14 protein-coding genes and 1 pseudogene are annotated in these 18,272 nt (G+C 71.4%); 12 read left to right on the top strand and 3 right to left on the bottom strand.

The genetic code is table 11. The annotated features are described in order from the left end of the window. The first annotated feature begins 48 nt into the window (after positions 1–48). The 4 genes and pseudogenes from C2L58_RS50450 to C2L58_RS15615 all read left to right on the top strand — a co-directional run bounded on the left by C2L58_RS50450 (position 49) and on the right by C2L58_RS15615 (position 3,174). Positions 49–198: a hypothetical protein gene (locus C2L58_RS50450; RefSeq protein WP_233225742.1), complete on the top strand. Its 150-nt coding sequence runs from the start codon at positions 49–51 to the stop codon at positions 196–198. Positions 199–810: 612 nt separating this feature from the next. Beyond that, positions 811–1,454: pseudogene (locus tag C2L58_RS51710) on the top strand (dienelactone hydrolase family protein); the annotation flags it as partial. Positions 1,455–1,494: 40 nt separating this feature from the next. Then, entirely contained in the window at positions 1,495–1,869 is a 375-nt protein-coding gene (locus C2L58_RS50435) for an RICIN domain-containing protein (protein ID WP_233225740.1), read from the top strand. A gap of 66 nt (positions 1,870–1,935) precedes the next feature. After that, the gene (locus C2L58_RS15615; protein ID WP_103338296.1) at positions 1,936–3,174 is read left to right on the top strand and encodes an AGE family epimerase/isomerase; all 1,239 of its coding nucleotides are present in this window, start codon (positions 1,936–1,938) and stop codon (positions 3,172–3,174) included. Here C2L58_RS15615 and C2L58_RS15610 read toward each other — a convergent pair. Then, positions 3,160–4,437 carry an ROK family transcriptional regulator gene (locus tag C2L58_RS15610; protein WP_103338295.1) on the bottom strand — a complete coding sequence of 426 codons (1,278 nt, stop codon included), beginning with the start codon at positions 4,435–4,437 and terminating at the stop codon, positions 3,160–3,162. The two genes, C2L58_RS15615 and C2L58_RS15610, sit on opposite strands and share 15 nt — an antisense overlap. A gap of 200 nt (positions 4,438–4,637) precedes the next feature. On the opposite strand from C2L58_RS15610, the gene C2L58_RS15605 reads away from it, so the two are divergent. From C2L58_RS15605 to C2L58_RS15570, 8 genes are all read left to right on the top strand, one after another. After that, positions 4,638–6,320 (top strand): ABC transporter substrate-binding protein, encoded by a 1,683-nt coding sequence (locus tag C2L58_RS15605; RefSeq protein ID WP_233225739.1) that lies wholly within the window; start codon positions 4,638–4,640, stop codon positions 6,318–6,320. A 3-nt stretch (positions 6,321–6,323) separates the two neighbouring features. Then, a complete protein-coding gene (locus C2L58_RS15600) occupies positions 6,324–7,313 on the top strand; it encodes an ABC transporter permease (protein ID WP_103338293.1) in 990 nt (329 codons plus the stop codon). 15 nt (positions 7,314–7,328) lie between these two features. Next, positions 7,329–9,143, top strand: coding sequence for a dipeptide/oligopeptide/nickel ABC transporter permease/ATP-binding protein (locus tag C2L58_RS15595; RefSeq protein WP_103338292.1), 1,815 nt, complete (start codon positions 7,329–7,331; stop codon positions 9,141–9,143). Next, complete coding sequence (locus C2L58_RS15590; protein WP_103338291.1) at positions 9,140–10,102, top strand: ABC transporter ATP-binding protein; 963 nt, start codon at positions 9,140–9,142, stop codon at positions 10,100–10,102. The genes C2L58_RS15595 and C2L58_RS15590 overlap by 4 nt, the downstream gene beginning before the upstream one ends. A gap of 113 nt (positions 10,103–10,215) precedes the next feature. Further along, a complete protein-coding gene (locus tag C2L58_RS15585; RefSeq protein ID WP_103338290.1) occupies positions 10,216–12,660 on the top strand; it encodes a glycoside hydrolase family 2 protein in 2,445 nt (814 codons plus the stop codon). After that, positions 12,661–13,509: a LacI family DNA-binding transcriptional regulator gene (locus C2L58_RS15580; protein ID WP_103338289.1), complete on the top strand. Its 849-nt coding sequence runs from the start codon at positions 12,661–12,663 to the stop codon at positions 13,507–13,509. It begins immediately after the preceding gene. A 304-nt stretch (positions 13,510–13,813) separates the two neighbouring features. Continuing rightward, positions 13,814–15,157: a glycosyl hydrolase gene (locus C2L58_RS15575; protein WP_103338288.1), complete on the top strand. Its 1,344-nt coding sequence runs from the start codon at positions 13,814–13,816 to the stop codon at positions 15,155–15,157. Between the two features lie 107 nt (positions 15,158–15,264). After that, positions 15,265–16,281, top strand: coding sequence for a LacI family DNA-binding transcriptional regulator (locus C2L58_RS15570; protein ID WP_103338287.1), 1,017 nt, complete (start codon positions 15,265–15,267; stop codon positions 16,279–16,281). Between the two features lie 48 nt (positions 16,282–16,329). On the opposite strand, the gene C2L58_RS15565 is transcribed toward C2L58_RS15570, so the two are convergent. After that, positions 16,330–16,866, bottom strand: coding sequence for an RICIN domain-containing protein (locus C2L58_RS15565; RefSeq protein ID WP_233225738.1), 537 nt, complete (start codon positions 16,864–16,866; stop codon positions 16,330–16,332). Positions 16,867–17,042: 176 nt separating this feature from the next. Next, on the bottom strand, positions 17,043–18,206 hold the full coding sequence (locus tag C2L58_RS15560) for an ROK family transcriptional regulator (RefSeq protein ID WP_103338286.1): 1,164 nt from the start codon (positions 18,204–18,206) through the stop codon (positions 17,043–17,045). Positions 18,207–18,272: the final 66 nt, after the last annotated feature.

Below are 18,272 nucleotides of genomic sequence, written 5' to 3'. Positions count from 1 at the left end.
AACCGCGGAAGCGGACAAGTGATGACGATCGGTCGGAAGGTGCGGGCCATGACGCTCGCGGTGGCCGCCACGGTTGACGGCTCGCCGTCCGACTCGAACATCCGGTACTCCGGGCGGTGGGACGCCCGGTCGCCGGCTGCCTACGTGCCCGGGTGGGCCGGCGCCTACGCGGTGGTGGGCTTCACCGGGCCACGGTGAAACTGCGTCAACGCGCGAGCGTCGACCTGTACGCGAGTGTCGATGGCGGCGCCGGGGCGTCGTACCGGAACGTGAGCGGGACGGTGAACCTGACGCCGGCCCGGCTCCCGCCGGGCACGCACACGCTGCGGGTGGCCTACCGGCAGGATGCCGGCTCCTACCACGGTGACGAGGTGTTCCAGGGCGTGAGCCTGGACTCCGGCGCGTACACCGTGGCGGTGAGCGTGCCGTCCCGGATCGTGAGGTTCGTCGGCGACTCGATCACGGCGGGCTACAAGTACTTCGAGACGGGCCTGGACACCAGCACGCCGGACTGGGACTTCTCCCGCTACCAGGTCAGCGACGTGGTGATCAACCTCGGCACCAACGACCGCTCGCACACCGTGTCCGGCGCCCACCGAGACCAAGGCCGCGGTCGCCGCCCGGAACGACGCGGGCGACGGCAAGGTGCGTCACATCGCCACGGAAGGCTGGATCGGCCCGGCCACCGACACCGCGGACGGCACCCACCCGAACGACGCGGGGCACCGGAAGATCGCGGCCCGGCTCGCCGCGGTCATCGGGTGACCAAGACACCAAGGAAGGAACAGGTCCCATGTTCCGTGGATCGAGGTGGGCGGTGGCTCTGGCCGCCGTGGCGGTCGTCCTCGGGATCGTCACGCCGGCCGGTGCCCGGCCGGCCTTCGCCGCCGACAACCCGTACCAGCGAGGCCCGACCCGACCACGGCGAGCGTCGCGGCCACGCGGGGGACCTTCGCGACCGCGGAGCTGAGCGTGGGCGGCGGGAACGGCTTCGCCGCGGGCAAGATCCACTACCCGGCCGACACCGCGCAGGGCAAGTTCGGGGCGATCGCGATCGTGCCCGGCTACACCGCCACCTGGGCGGCCGAAGGCGTGTGGATGGGGCCCTGGCTGGCCTCGTTCGGGTTCGTCGTCATCGGGATCGACACGCTCAGCCGCACCGACTACGACACCGCCCGCGGCACCCAGCTGCTGGCCGCCTGGACTACCTGACCCAGCGCAGCTCGGTCCGGGACCGGGTCGACACCCAGCGCCTGGCGGTGATGGGGCACTCGATGGGTGGCGGGGGTGCGATGTACGCCGCGCTGCACCGGCCGTCCTTGTGGGCCGCGGTCGGGCTGGCGCCGTTCAGCCCGTCGCAGAACCTGACCACCGACCACGTTCCGGCGCTGCTGCTGGCCGGGCAGAGCGACGGGACCGTCAGCCCGTCGAGCGTCCAGAACCTCTACAACGGCATTCCGGCCGGGGTGGAGAAGGGCTACCTCGAACTCACGGGTGCGGGCCATCCCGTGGCTGAAGATCTTCGCCGACCACGACACCCGGTACAGCAAGTTCCGGTGCCCGTCCCTGGCGGATTCGACCGGCATTTCGGGCTACCGCAGCACCTGCCCGCTCGACGAACCGGGCGGCGGTGACCCCGGGCCGGGCGACCAGGCGGTGAGCTTGGTCGGCGCGGGCTCCGGCAAGTGCGTCGACGTAGCGAACCAGTCCCAGGCGACCGGCACCGCGCTGGTCGTCTGGACCTGCAACGGCGGGACCAACCAGCGCTGGACGCCGACGACGGCCGGCGAGCTGCGGGTCTACAACGGCACGAAATGCATGGACGCGGGCAGCGGCCAGCCGGGGACGGCGGTGAGGATCAGCTCGTGAGTGACTTGATTAGATAGATTAATGAAGTAAGCTGGGCGGGCTCTGATGTGCGAACAAGGAGGCCAGGTGCCCGAGAGCCGTCTGCTCGCCGCCGAGGTGGTACCGCCCTGGTTGTCCGCCGAGCCGGATCGGCTGCTGGAGTTCGCCCGTGCTTCCCGGCACCCCGAAGGCGGCTTCGCCTGGCTGGACGAGCAAGGCCGCCCGGTGCGCGGGCGACCGGTCGAAACCTGGATCACGTGCCGGATGACGCACGTCTTCGCCCTCGCCGTGGCCCAGGGGAGAGGCGAGGACCGCGAACTGGCGGAACACGGGGTCGCCGCGCTGACCGGCCTGTTGCGCGACGACGAGCACGGCGGGTGGTTCGCGTCGGCCACCGCGGCCGGCCCGGTCGGCGACGACAAACGCGCCTACGAGCACGTCTTCGTCATCCTCGCCGCGGCGAGCGCGGCCGCCGCCGGGATCGGCGACGCCCGCGTCCTGCTCGACGAGGCGCTGGGCGTGTTCGACGACCGCTTCTGGGAGCCGGCGGCGGGCCTGGCGGCCGACGTCTGGGACCGGGGGTGGACCCGGCTCGAGCCCTACCGCGGGGCCAACGCCAACATGCACGCCGTCGAAGCCCTGCTCGCGGCCGCCGAGGTCACCGGTGACCCGCGGCTGTGCGAGCGGGCCGCCCACATCGTCGAGCGGCTCGTCGGCCGGGTCGCCCGCGGGCACGGCTGGCGGCTCCCCGAGCACTTCACGGCGGAGTGGACCGAGGTGCCCGGCTACCACCGCGACGACCCGGCCCACCCGTTCCGGCCGTACGGCGTCACCATCGGGCACCTCTTCGAATGGGCCCGGCTGGCGGTGCACCTGCGGACCGCGCTGGGCAGCCGCGCCCCGGACCGGCTCCTCGAGAGCGCCCGATCGCTCTTCGCCACCGCGGTCCGGGACGGCTGGTCGGTCGACGGCGCGGACGGCTTCGTCTACACCACGGACTTCGCGGGGACGCCGGTGGTGCGCAGCCGCCTGCACTGGGTCGTGGCCGAGGCGATCGCCGCGGCCTGGGTGCTGCACCAGGCGACCGGGGAGGCGCAGTACCTCTCGTGGTTCCGGCGGTGGTGCGACTACACGGAGAAGTACTTCGTGGACCGGGAAAACGGGTCCTGGCACCACGAGCTCGACCCCGGCAACACGCCCGCGGCCGCGGTGTGGCCGGGCAAGCCCGACGTCTACCACGCCTACCAGGCCGCGCTGATCACCCGGCTGCCCGTGTGTGCGTCGTTCGCCGGTGGCGTGGTGATGGGCCGTTCAGGAGGCGGGTGACAGCGGGGGTTCGGACGGCTGGAGGTTCTCCGGCAGCCGCAGGCCGCTGTGCAGGGGCACGAGCTCCGACTGCAGCACCATCGCGGCGGCGCCGATCGCCGGTGCGGTCGCCGCCGCCCGGGACAGCCGCATCTCGACGGTGTGGTTGGCGCGGGCGAAGAACATGCCGTCCAGTTCCCGGCCGACCGCCGGCAGGTAGCTCGGTCCGGCGATGGCGAAGCTGGGGCCGGTGAGGACCACGGCTTCGAGGTCCATGATGTTCGCCAGGTTCCGCACGGCGACCGCGACGTACCGCGCCGAGCGCTCCAGCAGGGCGAGCGCGCTCTCGTCACCGCGTCGCGCCGCCCGGCTGACCGCCGCGAAGTCCGGGATCACCGACTGGTCCGGGGTGCGATCCCGCCGGGACAGCCCGGCCGCGCGGGCGAGCCGGCGGTCGGCACGCGCGGCGGCCACGACGGCGGCCGGGCCGGCGAGGACCTCGAGACAGCCGCGCGCACCGCACCAGCATTCGGGACCGTCCAGGTCGAGGCAGATGTGGCCCAGCTCGCCGGTGTTGCCGCTCGTGCCCCGGTAGCTGATCCCGTTGACGATCAGCCCGGCGCCGATGCCGCTGCCCATGTACAGCGCGGCGAAGGTGGGCGGCAGGTCCACGCCGCCGGACCAGTGTTCGCCGAGCGCCGCGGCGGTTGCGTCGTTGTCGAGCACGACCGGCAGGCCGGTGGCGCGGCGCATTTCGCCGCCCAGCGGGAAGTCCGCCCACCGCCGCATGGCCGGCGGGGTGATCGCCATGCCTTCGTTGGCGCTGAGGGGGCCGGGGATGACCAGGCCGAACCCCAGCAGGCGCGCGCGGTCGACGTCGGCGCTCGCGACGAGCGCCCAGGCCTCTTCGGTCATCCGCTGTACGACCGCTTCCGGGGCGGCGTCCCCCGCGCCGGGCCGGGAGATGCGGGCGACCACGGCCCCCGCCAGGTCGGTGACCACGTACGTGATGTCGGCGTGGTCGAGGTGGATGCCCACGGCGTACCGGGCCGACGGGTTCAGCTGCAGCAGGACGCGGCGCTTGCCGCCGGTCGACGCGGCGCGTCCGGTCTCCTGGACCAGGCCGTCGTCGATGAGACCGCGGACGACCGTGGAGATCGTGGCACCGGTCAGGCCGGTGGCGTTGACCAGGCTGACCCGGCTGATGGTGCCGGCCGCCCGGATGACGTCGAGGACCGCCGCCCGGCTGCTGGTGTGCGGGGTGGTCCTGGTGGGCGCGCTCATCCGAACTCCTGCCGACTTACTTAGGTCGATACGCGAAGAGTAGCAAGGCGCTGCCCGCCAGCCGGGTGTAGACAGCGCGTTCGCGCCCGGCAGATGCCCCGAAAGGGTTGACTTAATTTCTTCGATGACTTAACAATGCCTTCAGTCTTGTGCCTGCCGTGATCGGCGGACGGTCAACGCAGCCCAGCCAGGAGGACTTGATGTCGGTTCACCCAGCGCGTCGCCGGGCAGGCGGCGCGGTGCTCGCCGCGGTCGCGGCCACCACGTTCCTCACCGGCTGCGGGTCGTCGGACAGCGGGTCCGCCGCGGACAGCACGCTGGTCGCCTACACCGGCCAGTCGGGCGACTACCAGATCAACTTCAACCCGTTCTCCTCCAGCACGATGGAAGGGCCGGGGACGATCTTCGAACCGCTGTTCTTCTACAACATCACCCAGGACGCGAAGCCCGTCCCGCTGCTGGGCACCGACTTCGCCTGGAACGCCGACGGCACGCAGCTGCTGGTCACCCTGCGGCCGAACGTGAAGTTCTCCGACGGCACGCCCTTCACCGCCGAGGACGTGGCGTTCACGCTCGACATGGTGGCGAAGAACAAGACCATCAACACCACCGGCTACGACGGCCAGGCCGTCGCCACCGACGACACCCACGTCCGGATCACCTTCTCGAAGCCGGCGTTCATGCAGGGCGCGCAGGTCCTCGGCAAGACTTTCATCGTTCCCCGGCACCTGTGGTCGAAGATCCCCGACCCGGCGAACGACGTGGTCGCGCAGCCGGTCGGCACCGGCCCGTTCGTGCTCGAGGAGTTCAAGCCCCAGGCGTTCACGTTCAAGGCCAACCCCGGCTACTGGGGCGGCGAGCCCGCGGTGAAGCGGATCCGCTACCTCGCGCTGGCGGGCAACCAGTCCGGCGCGGACGCGCTGGCGAGCAAGCAGATCGACTGGCAGACCGGGCCGGTCCCCGAAATCAAGAACGTCGCGAAGAACTACCCGGGCTACCAGGCCATCACGGTCCCGATGAACCAGATGAACCTCACGACCTGTTCGAACGCCGCTCTCGGCTGCACCGGCCCGCAGACCGACCCGGCCGTCCGCAAGGCGATCTACTACGCGATCAACCGCACCCAGCTCAACGCGCTGGCCTTCGAGGACACCGCCTCCGACATCTCGCCGGGCTTCACGCTGCTCGGCCGCGACGCCAAGTACGTCTCGCCGAAACTGCGGGAACGGCTCGCCCCGAAGGCACCCGACCTGGCCCGCTCGGCCGGGCTCCTGCAGGGCGCGGGCTACGCGAAGGGCCCGGACGGCCTCTTCGCCAAGGACGGCAAACCGCTCGAGCTGACGGTCCAGGTGCCCTCGGGCTGGACCGACTACATCACCGCGATCACCACCATGGCCCAGCAGCTGCAGCCCGCCGGGATCAAGCTGACCGCCCAGCAGGTGTCCTACAACGAGTGGGCCGACGCGCGCGTGCGCGGCCGCTTCCAGCTGCTGATCGACGCGATGAACCAGGGCCCGTCGGCGGACCCCTTCTACGACTACAACTACTACTTCTCGACCGAGACCACGGCCAAGGTCGGCGAATCGGCCTACCCGAACTACAGCCGCTACTCCGATGCGGAAGTCGACGCGGCCCTCAACGCCGTCAAGGGCATCGACTCGACCGACGCGGCGAAGCGGCAGCCGTACTTCGACGTCGTCCAGACCCGCGTCGAACAGGACATGCCCTACATCCCGATCCTGACCGGCGGCACGACGAGCGAATACCACTCGGCCAAGTTCACCGGCTGGCCGGCCAAGGACAACCTGTACGCGTTCCCGGCGGTGTGGAGCCGGCCGGACCAGGCCCAGATCTACAAGGCGCTCAAGCCCGCGGGCCGGTGACCGGTGAGCTACTACCTCCGGAAGCTGGCGTTCTACCTGGTGGCCCTGTGGGCGGCGCTGACGCTCGACTTCCTGATCCCGCGCCTGCTCCCCGGCAACCCGGTGGACGTCCTGCTCGCGAAGCTGGCCCAGCGCGGTGCGACCCCCGATCCGTCGGTGCGCCGCGCCTACGAGCTGCTGCTGGGCACCCACAGCGACGAGCCCCTGTGGTCGCAGTACGGCTCCTACCTCGGCCGGCTGGCGCACGGCGACCTCGGCGTGTCGGTCAGCGTCTTCCCCGCCAAGGTCTCCGACGTCATCGCCCAGGCGCTGCCCTGGACGCTGGTCCTGGTGGGCATCGCGACGCTGCTGTCGTTCCTGCTCGGGGTCGGGCTCGGCATGGTCGTCGGCTGGAAGCGCGGCACGTGGCTGGACGCCCTCGTGCCGGGGACCACGGTGCTGGCCGCGGTCCCGTACTTCTGGCTGGCGCTGCTGCTGGCGGCGCTGCTCGCCGGCGCCCTCGGGTGGTTCCCGCTGCTCGGCGGCTACGACGTGGCCCTCGACCCGGGGTGGAACGCCGACTTCCTCGGATCGGCTGTGTACCACGGCACCCTGCCCGCGCTCACCATCGTCGTCTCCTCGGTCGGCGGGTGGCTGCTCGGCATGCGCAACATGATGGTGTCCACCGGATCCGAGGACTACGTGCTCACCGCGCAGGCCAAGGGACTGCGCGACGGGCGGGTGATGCTGCGCTACGCCGCCCGGAACGCGGTCCTGCCGTCGGTGGCCGGGTTCGCGATTTCTCTGGGCTTCGTGGTGTCCGGGTCGATCGTCACCGAGCAGGTGTTCTCCTACCCCGGTATCGGCTCGAAGCTGCTGCAGGCGGTGCAGAACAACGACTACGCGCTGATGCAGGGCATCTTCCTGATCATCACCGTGGCCGTGCTCGCCGCCAACCTCGTGATCGACCTGCTGTACGGCCTGATCGACGCGCGCACCCGGGCCCGGGCCTGAGAAGGAGAACGGCACGTGACGAACCTCAGTCCCGAAACCACCACGGGCGCGCCGATCCTGACGCCCGTCCGCCGGGGCCGCGTCAGCGGACTGCGCGCGGTCCTGCCGACGTGGTCGCCCCGCCTGGGCGTCGGGCTCGGCCTGGTCGCGGTCATCGCCCTGTTCGGGATCTTCGGGCCGCTGTTCGTCGGCGACCCCGACACGATCCGTGACGCCGGCCTCGCCCCGCCCGGCGACGGCCACCTCCTCGGTCTCACCCAGACCGGGCAGGACGTCTTCGCCCAGCTGGCGTACGCCACCCGCGGCTCCCTCCAGATCGGCCTGATCGTCGGGGTGCTGGCGACGGTGCTCTCCGCGTTCTTCGGCGTCATCGGCGCCTACGCCGGCGGCGCCGTCGACGAAGTGTTTTCCCTGTTCTCCAACGTCATGCTGGTCATCCCCGGGCTGCCGCTGGTGATCGTGATCGCCGGGTTCGTGCCGCCCGAGTCGCGCGGCGCGTGGACGGTCGCGCTCGTGCTGGCCATCACCGGGTGGGCGGCCTCGGCGCGGGTCCTGCGCGCCCAGACGCTGTCGCTGCGCAACCGCGACTACGTCGCCGCGGCCCGGGTCGCGGGGGAGAAGCGCTGGCGCGTCATCACCGTCGAGATCCTGCCCAACCTGCTGCCGCTGCTGGCGTCGCAGTTCGTGTTCGCGGTGATCGCGGCGATCCTGTCCGAGGCCGGCCTGTCGTTCCTCGGGCTTGGTGCGTCGAATTCCTCGACGCTGGGGACGATGCTCTACTTCGCCCAGAACGGGTTCGCCCTCCAGCGGTCGGCCTGGTGGTGGTTCGTCCCGCCCGGTCTGGTCATCGCGTTGTTCGGCTGCGGGCTTTCGCTGATCAACTTCAGCATCGACGAAATCATCAACCCGAAGCTGCGGGTGGCGGGCCGGCGGCGGCGTGCCGAACGGCCGGAAACCCGGCCGCCGGCCGGGGCCGGGGCCGACGTCGTGCTGAGCGTCGATCACCTCGACGTCGTCTACCGCACGCAGGCGCCGGTCCACGCGGTCAAGGACGTGTCCCTCACGCTCCGGCGCGGCGAGATCCTCGGCCTGGCCGGGGAGTCCGGCTGCGGGAAGACGACCTTGGCCTACGCGATCAACCGGCTGCACCGGCCGCCCGCGGAGGTCGCCGCGGGCACGGTCGTCCTGCACGACCGCGACGGCTCGGACATCGACGTGCTGGCCCTGGAACGCGAGGAGCTGCGCGCGTTCCGCTGGGACCGCCTCTCGATGGTCTTCCAAGGGGCGATGAACGCGCTGAACCCCGTGACCACAGTGCGTTCGCAGCTGGACGACGTCCTGACCACCCACCGCCCGGGCCTGCCGAAGGCGCAGCGGAAAGCGAAGTGCGAAGAGGTCCTGCGGCTGGTCGGCGTCGATCCCGGCCGGCTGGGCGCCTACCCGCACGAGCTGTCGGGCGGGATGCGGCAGCGCGTGATGATCGCGATGGCCCTGCTGCTCGACCCGCAGGTGATGATCATGGACGAGCCCACGACCGCGCTGGACGTCGTGGTGCAACGCGGGATCCTGAAGGAGATCCTGCGGCTGCGGGACGAGTTCGGCTTCGCCGTCATCCTCATCACCCACGACCTGCCGCTGCTGCTGGAGATCGCCGACCGGATCGCGGTGATGAAGGACGGCGAGATCGTCGAAGACGCCCCGGCCGAGCGGATGTACCGCGCGCCGGCGCACCCCTACACCCGGACGTTGCTCGCGTCGTTCCCGAGCCTGACCGGGGAGCGCGGGGCGTTCCTGCGCGACCAGGCCCTCACCGAAGGAGGTGTCCGGTGACCGAGCTGGCGGTCCGCGACCTGGTCAAGGACTTCCGGGTCCGCGACGGCGTGCGCCGGTCCCGGCTGCGCGCGGTCGACGGCGTGTCGTTCACCCTGACCGCCGGCCGGACGACGGCGCTGGTGGGCGAGTCCGGGTCGGGGAAGTCGACGATCGCCCGGATGGTCGCCCGGCTCGAGTCGCCGTCGTCCGGGCGGATCGTGGTCAGCGCCGACGACGGTGCCGAGGTGTCCGGCCGGGCGTACCGCGACCACGTGCAGATGGTGTTCCAGGACCCGTTCGCGTCCCTGAACCCCTTCCACACGGTCGAGCACCACCTGGCGCGGCCGTTGCTGCTGCACGGGCGCGCCCGGGGCCGCGAGGACACCTGGCGGCAGGTCCTGAACCTCCTGGAGCGCGTCAACCTGTCTCCGGCCGGCGAAATCGCCCGGCGCCGGCCGCACGAGCTGTCGGGCGGGCAGCGCCAGCGGGTGGCGATCGCCCGGGCGCTCGCGCCCGGTGCGAAGGTCATCATCGCGGACGAGCCGGTGTCGATGCTCGACGTCTCCATCCGCCTCGGCGTGCTCAACCTCCTGGGGCGGCTGCAGCGCGAGGACCGGCTGGCCGTCCTGTACATCACGCACGACCTGGCCACGGCCCGCCACTTCGCCGACGACATCGCGGTGCTGTACCGCGGCCGGATCGTCGAACGCGGCCCGGCGTCGGAGGTGATCCTGCGGCCGAAGCACCCGTACACGCAGCTGCTCGCGGCGGCCGCGCCCGATCCCGACCGGCGGGGGACGGCGGCGGTGGAGCAGGCCGAGCCGGTCGGCGGCGGCCTCGCGCCCGGCGTGCACAGCGGCTGCACGTTCCGCGACCGCTGCCGTTCGGCGGCGGCGGTCTGCGCTACGACACCGGCGGAGGAGAAGGTGGGTACCGCGCACTTCGCGCGGTGCTGGTTTCCTGGCGCACCGGCATGACCCGCTGATCGAAGAAGGTCTGGACCACAACTCGGTTGACTTACTTAAGTTACTTGAGTAACAATCGCGAAGAAGGCGTGCTCCGAGGTGAGCCGCCGGAAGGAGCGCCCGAATTGAACCGTCAGGAACTGCACCGCGGCTGGCGGATCGAGGCCGTGGCCGGGCCGGTTCCGGACGCGGTCCGGGGTCGCGCGCTCCCCGCCACCGTGCCGGGCTCCGCCCACCTGGACCTGCTGGCCGCCGGCCTGATCGAGGATCCGTACCTCGACACCGCCGAGGCCGACGTCGCGTGGATGCACCGGGCCGGGTGGCGGTACACGCTCGACTTCGAGTCCTCGGCGCCGGCTTCGGCGGAACGCACGGATCTCGTCTTCGACGGCCTCGACACCGTCGCGACCGTGACCCTCAACGGCCGGCAGGTCGGACAGACCGCCAACATGCACCGCTCCTACCGCTTCGACGTCCGCGAGGTCCTGCGGGAGGGCACGAACACCCTCGTCGTCGAGATCGCGAGCGCGCTGACCCACGCCGAGGCGGTCGAGGCCGAGCTGGGCTGGCGCGACCACGCCTACCCGAGCCCGTTCAACATGATCCGCAAGATGGCCTGCTCGTTCGGCTGGGACTGGGGACCGGACCTGCAGACCGCGGGGATCTGGAAGCCGGTCCGGCTCGAACGGTGGACCACCGCCCGGCTCGCGACCGTGCGGCCGCTGGTGACGGTCGACGAGGACGGCACCGGCCGGGTCACGGTCCACGCGGACGTCGAGCGCGCCACCGGCGCGGGCGACCGGCTCGAGCTGGTCGCCTCGATCCCCGCCGAGAACCGGACCGTGCGCGCCACCATCGAGCCGGGCGGCACCCGCGGGACGGTGACGCTGACGGTGCCGGACGCCCGGCTGTGGTGGCCCGCAGGCTACGGCGAGCAGCCGCTCCACGACCTCGAAGTCGGCCTCGCCGGGTCCGGGACCGAGCTCGACGCCTACCGGCGCCGCATCGGGTTCCGGACCGTCACCGTCGACACCGAACCGGACGGGATCGGCACCCCGTTCACGTTCGTGGTCAACGGCACGCCGGTGTTCGCCAAGGGGGCCAACTGGATCCCCGACGACCACTTCCTCACCCGGATCACCCGCGACCGGCTCGCCCGCCGGGTCGACCAGGCCCTCGGGGCGAACCTCAACCTGCTGCGCGTCTGGGGCGGGGGGATCTACGAAACCGAAGACTTCTACGACGTCTGCGACGAACGCGGCGTCCTGGTCTGGCAGGACTTCCCGTTCGCCTGCGCCTCGTACCCCGAGGAGGAGCCACTGTGGACGGAGGTCGAGGCGGAGGCCCGGGAGAACGTCGCCCGGCTGACCCCGCACGTCTCCCTCGCCCTCTGGAACGGCAACAACGAAAACCTCTGGGGCTTCGCCGACTGGGGCTGGCCCGAGCAGCTCGACGGCCGCACGTGGGGCCTGAAGTACTACACCGAACTGCTGCCCGCCATCGTCGCCGAGCTCGACCCGACCCGCCCCTACGCACCGGGGAGCCCGTACAGCCCCGGCGATCGCCACCCCAACGACCCCGACCACGGCACCCGGCACGAGTGGGACGTGTGGAACCGCGTCGACTACACGCACTACCGCGACCACATCCCGCGGTTCTGCTCGGAGTTCGGCTTCCAGGGGCCGCCCACGTGGGCCACCCTGACCCGCTGGATCCACGACGACCCGCTCACACCGACGTCGCCGGGGTTCCTGCTGCACCAGAAGGCCGAGGACGGCAACGGCAAGCTCGACCGCGGGCTGGCGGCCCACCTGCCGCGGCCGGAGACCTTCCCCGACTGGCACTGGGCCACCCAGCTCAACCAGGCCCGCGCGGTCGCCTTCGGCATCGAGCACTTCCGGTCGTGGTGGCCGCGCACCGCCGGGGCCGTCGTCTGGCAGCTCAACGACTGCTGGCCGGTCACCTCCTGGGCCGCGATCGACTCCGGCGAACGGCTCAAGCCGTTGTGGTACGCCCTCAAGCACGCGTTCGCCCCCCGGCTGCTCACGGTCCAGCCGCGCGACGGCGAAGACGTCGTCATCGCGGTCAACGACACCGCCACGCCCTGGTCGGGTGACCTCGAGCTGGAAACGCGGACGGTCGCCGGCCAGGTCACCGGGCGCCGTAGACTGCGGTTCACCGTGCCGGCCCGCTCCACAGTGGAGCTGGCCCCCGCCGGGACCGGAGAGGAGGTGCTCGTGGCGGCGACCGAAGAGACCCGGCTCGTGCACGTCTTCGGCGAAGACCTCGAGCACGACTACGTGGCCGGTCCGCTGTCCGCCGAGGCGACGGCGGTGCCGGGCGGCTACCGCGTCGACGTCACCGCGTCCGCGCTGGCCCGGGACGTCGCCCTCCTGGCCGACCGCGTGGCGCCCGACGCCGTGGTCGACGACATGCTGATCACCTTGCTGCCGGGCGAAACCCGGTCGTTCCTGGTCCGCACCGCGAACACGGTCGATCCGGCCGCCTTCGCCGACCCGCTCGTGCTGCGGTCGGCGAACGCCCTCGGCTCCCCGGTGATGAGGTCCTGAGTGAGTACCCCCCGCCCCTCCGGCGCGATCGGCCTGGTGCTGGCCCGCCCACCCCGGCTGCTCGGCACCGAGCCGTTCTTCATGGAGTTCATCGCGGGGATCGAGCAGCACCTCGCCGACTGGGACCTCTCGCTGCTGCTGCACGTCGTCAGCACGCAGGACGGCGAACTCGCGGCGTACCGGCGGTGGGCCGCGCAGCGGATGGTCGAGGCGACCGTCGTGGTCAACCTGGTCCACGACGACCCCCGGCCGGCCCTGCTGCGGTCGCTGGACATGCCGGCGGTCCTCGTCGGCGAGCCCGAGGACGACCACGGCTTCCCGACCGTGCGCACCGACAACGCCGGGCCGGTCCGGGAGGCCTTGGGCGTCCTCCTCGACCTCGGCCACCGGCGCATCGCGCGGGTGACCGGGCCCGCGCCGCTGCTGCACACCCGGGCCCGCACCGAGGCGCTGCTCGCCGGCTGCCGGGAGGCCGGCATCGAGCCGCTCATCGCGGAAGGCGACTACTCGGAGGAGTCCGGGGCGAAACGCACCACCGAGCTGCTGTCCGGTGCCGAGCCGCCGACAGCCATCCTCTACGACAACGACGTGATGGCGCTGGCGGGGCTCGCTGCCGCCAAGGAACTGGGCATCGAGGTGCCGGAGCGGCTCAGCATCATCGCCTGGGACGACTCGACGCTGTGCCGCCTGGCCACCCCTTCGCTGACGACGATGAGCGTCGACGTGCACCAGTACGGCGTCTCGGTGGCGGAATCGGTGCTGGAACTGGTCGACGGTGCCCCGGTGACCGAACGCTGGTCGCCGGGCGCGAAGTGCGTGCTGCGCGCCAGCACCGTCCCACCCGCCTGAGCCTTTTCGCTCGCCTCGCGTGTCGTGAGTGGTAATGAGGGTTCTAACCCGAATTACCACTCACGACGTTTCGGCGAGACGACGTCTTAAATTTCCTGCTCGAACTTATTCTCGCGGGGTATCCCGGTGCTGGTGAGGTTGTTAGAATCCAGACTGGAAGCGCTCTCAGACTGGCATTTCTCATGCCGTGCCCGATTGAAGCGGGCCGGTCTTCATCGCGGTCAAAGGAGATGCGATGTCATTCCCTCGAAGTGGGAGGCGGAGAACCGCACGTGCCCTGGCGGCCTCGGTTCTCGTCGTTCCCTTGCTCGCCACCGGCGGAACCGCTTCGGCGGCCCAGACCGGATCTCTCGTCGGTGCGGCGTCCGGTCGCTGCCTCGACGTCACCGGCAACGTGCAGACCGCCGGTACCGGGATCGAGATCTGGGACTGCAACGGCCAGGCCAACCAGCAGTGGACCGTCACGGACGCCGGTGAGCTGCGCGTGTTCGGTGGTTCGCTGTGCCTGGACGCCGCCGGCACCGCAGCCGGCACCAAGCTGCAGATCTGGACCTGCACCGGCGCGGCGAACCAGAAGTTCGCCCTGCGTGCCGACGGCAGCATCCACGGCGCCCAGTCGGGCTTGTGCGCCGACGTGAACGCCGCGGCGACCGCGAACGGTACGACGGTCCAGCTCTGGGGCTGTCACGGCCAGGCCAACCAGCGGTGGAGTCTCGGCGGCGGATCGACGCCGCCCGGTGGCACCTGCTCCGCCAATCCCGTCAACCCGCGGGCGACGGCCCAGGCGAAGAAGCTGCTCTGCTACTTCTCCGGCCAGTACGGCAACCACATCATCTCCGGCCAGGAGGAGTCCACCTGGGTGGCCGGCTCCGAGTACGAGATGAACTACATCCACGACCACACGGGCAAGTACCCGGCGATCCGCGGCATGGACATCGAGCAGGACGGCGTCGGCGGCCGCGGGGTGACGTGGTGGAACGCCGGTGGCATCCCGATGGTCGGCTACCACATGGGTGCGCCGACGAAGCCGGACACCTACGAGGGCAGCCAGATGGCGGTGTCGATCAACGCCGTGCTCACGCCGGGAACGGCCGAGTACGCCTCGTTCGTCCAGCGGCTGGACAAGGCCGCCGCCCAGCTGCAGATCATGGAGAACGCCGGGGTTCCGGTGCTGTGGCGGCCCTTCCACGAAGCCGGGGGCACCTGGTTCTGGTGGAGCAAGGAAGGCGGCGCCCAGTACAAGCGGCTGTGGCAGTTCGAGTACAACTACCTCACCGGCACCAAGGGGCTCGACAACCTGCTCTGGCTGCTGCCGTTCAACGGTCAGCCGGATTCGTCGTTCTACCCGGGCAAGTCCTCCGTGGACATCGCCGGTTCGGACACCTACGCCGGTGACTACGGTCCCCAGACCGGCCTGTTCACCGCCACCCGGAACATCGTCGGCGGCACCATCCCGATCGCCCTGCACGAGAACGGCCCGATCCCGGACCCGGACCAGCTGCAGTCGTCGAACACGCGGTGGGTCATGTTCAACACCTGGCACACCGACTGGCTGACCAACACCTCGCACAACTCGATCAGCCAGCTGCAAAAGACGTACACCAGCGCGTACGTGATCACCAGGGACGAAGTTCCCAATCTGAAATGAACCGGCTTCCGCCCCGGACGGATTCCGTCCGGGGCGGAACTCGCCGAATTCGCCAGGATTTGCGGCTGCGGGGGTGAGCCACGGCTTCAGCGTTTTCCGGAGGTGTGATGAAGCGTCCGACCGTCAGGGAAATCGCGGCGCGCGCCGGGGTGTCGCAGGGCGCCGTTTCCTACGCGCTCAACGGCCGCCGCGGCGTCTCCGAGGCGACGCGCAACCGGGTCGTCGAGATCGCCCGGCAGCTCGGCTGGACGCCGGGTGGCGGAACGCACCGCCACGTCCGCCGGTCCGGGGCGCTGGGGATGGTGGTCCACCGGCCGGCGGTCGCGCTCACCGCCGAGCCGTTCTTCGGCGCGCTCCTGTCCGGGATCCAGCGGCAGCCGGCCACGGGAGCGACGTCGCTGGTGCTGCAGGCCGCGCCGAGCCGCTCCGCCGAACTCAAGATCTACCGGCGCTGGCACCGGGAGCGGACCGTGGGTGGCGTCCTCCTGCTCGACCTCCGGATCGGCGACACCCGGCCGGACGAGCTCGCCGCGATCGGCCTGCCCGCCGTCGCGCTGGGTGGTCCGCTGGGCCGGTCGGACGTGCCGTCGGTGTGGCTGGACGACCGGCAGGCGATGGCGGCGGTGCTCGCCCACCTGGCCGGCCTCGGGCACCGGTCCGTGGTCCGCGTCGCCGGTCCGGAGACGTTCCTGCACACGCGAACCCGGACGGACGCGTTCGTGGCCGCGGCGGGCCGGCTCGGCCTGGCGGACGCGCGCACGGTTCACACCGACTACAGCGACGAAGGCGCCGCGGGCACGACCCGCCGGGTCCTGAAGTCGAAGCGCTCCCCGACCGCGTTGGTGTTCGACAACGACGTCATGGCGGTGGGTGGTCTGGTCGCCGCGCAGGGGCTGGGTCTCCGGGTTCCGGCGGACCTGTCCATCGTGGCGTGGGACGACTCGGTGCTCTGCCGGCTCGCCCGCCCGGCGCTGACCGCGGTCCGGCGGCCGATCGCCGAGTGCGGCGCGCTGGCGGTGTCGGTGCTGCGGCAGGTGATCGACGGCGGGAACGCGGCCGACACCGCCACTTCGGTTCCGGGGTTCGCGATCCGGGGGAGTACCGGGCCGGTGGTCCGCCGGTGAGCTCCGGGACGCACGGGCCGGGCCGGGCCCGGTCCGCGTGCGGTCTTCTCAGCGCCGGGACCAGCGCTGGTTCGCCTGCCCGTTGCAGGTCCAGAGCGCCACCGCGGTTCCGTTGGCCGTCTGCTGCCCACTCGCGTCTAGGCACTGGCCCGACTGCCGTCCGGTGATCGAGCCGTCGGCGTTGAGCGTCCACTGCTGGTTGGCCTGGCCGTTGCGGTCCCAGAGCTGGACCTTGGTCCCGTTGGCCGTGCCGGCTCCGACGACGTCGAGGCACCGTCCGGACTGGACGCCCACCAGGGTGGCGCCGGCCGGCGCGCTGCCGCCGCCGAGGGCCGCGGTCAGCGCCGGGTACCACCGGCTTTCCATCTTCTGGATCCCGGTCGTGCTGTTCGGGTGGACGCCGTCGACGGTGTCGGCGGCGGCGTTGAACCCGGTCCACTGGTCGACGACGGTGATGGGGGACGCGGCCGTCGAATGGGCCTGGGCCCAGCCGGGGATGGCGTTGTCGAGGTCGACCACGCGCCGGCCGCACGCGGAACAGTTCGCCGGGTTCATCGGGAGGATCTTCGCCACGATCCCCTTCATGGCGGGGTTGCTCGCCCGCATCCGGCCGAGCAGGCGGGTGTAGGCGTCGAGGATCGTCGTGGTGCCGATCTCTGCACGATACCTCCCGAGGGCGATCGACCGGCCACTGTGGACGGTCGACGTGGGAGCGCTCTCAGGCGAGAAAGACGTTAGCCGCGGAACTCCGTCGTAAACCCTCAGCGGAGACTGACGGTCCGGCCGGTCAGCGCGGCCCGGATGGCCAGCGCGGCCCCGGACCGCGCCCATTCGCCGAAGTCGAAGGCCCGCACGCCGAGGTCGAGCTGGGCGGGATCCGGTTCGTAGGACTTCGCGATGCCGTCCCGCACCCGGTCCGCGGCGAGCTCGTACAGCGGCAGGCCGTCGCCGGTCAGCAGGACCTTCCGCGGGTCCACGAGGTTGGCGACCGTGCCGATGATGATGCCGAGGGCGAAGCCGGCATCGCCGAACACCCGCCGCGCCGCGGGGTCGCCGGCCTGGGCCCGGGCGACGGCGTCGGCGTAGTCCGTGGCGCCGAGTGCCCGCACGATCGACTCGTTCAGCAGGTAGCTGGCCGCGCAGCCGCGGTGGCCGAGGTCGCACACCGGTCCGGACTGGTCGACGACGAGGTGCGCCGCCCGGCCCACGGTTCCGTGTGCGCCTTCGACGAGTTCGCCGTTGAGCACCAGCCCGCAGCCGATGCCGACGCCGATCGTGATGAGGACCAGGGATCGCAGCCCGGCGCCGGCGCCGAACCAGTGTTCGGCGGCGGTCAGGGCCTGGACGTCGTTGTCCACGGCGGTGGGCAGGCCGGTCGCCTCGGCGACGAGCCCGGCGAGCGGGACACCGGACCAGTGCAGGTACGCGGACCCGTGCACGACTCCCGACCGCACGGTCCCGGCCAGCGTCACGCCCGCGGCGGTCAGGTCCGGGAACGCGGCGCGCAGCGTCGAGGCGGCTTCGGCGATCTGGCCGACGACCTCGGCGACGGCGGCCGAGCGCAGGGGAGTGTCGAGCGACGCCACCACCTCGGCGGTGAGGTCGGTGACCACGGCGTAGAGGTGGTCACCGGTGAGCTTCACGCCGAAGAAGTGCCGAGCGGCGCCGTGGACGTGCAGCAGCTCCGAAGGCCGTCCGGTCGTCGACCGCAACTCGGTCCCGCCCTCGGCCAGCAGTCCGTCGTCGACGAGCTGCCGGGCGATCCGGCTCAGCGTCGGCCGCGACAGCTGCCGGCGTGCGGCGATCTCGGCGCGCGAGGTGGGGCCGTGGACGAGCACCTCGAGGAGGACCTGACGGGCGGCTTCGGGGAGCTGTGGCCAGGGTGCTGCGGCCCGTACTCGGCCTTCGCGGGTTCCGGAACTCACCGGGCGAGGGTATCGCGGGAGAGCGTCCCGTTACGTCACTTCTGAAACAAAGTAGGGCTCAGAACG

The sequence above is a fragment of the Amycolatopsis sp. CA-126428 genome, from assembly GCF_002904335.1.
Classification (GTDB): Bacteria; Actinomycetota; Actinomycetes; order Mycobacteriales; family Pseudonocardiaceae; genus Amycolatopsis.
This window is presented reverse-complemented; position numbering and strand designations above follow the sequence as displayed.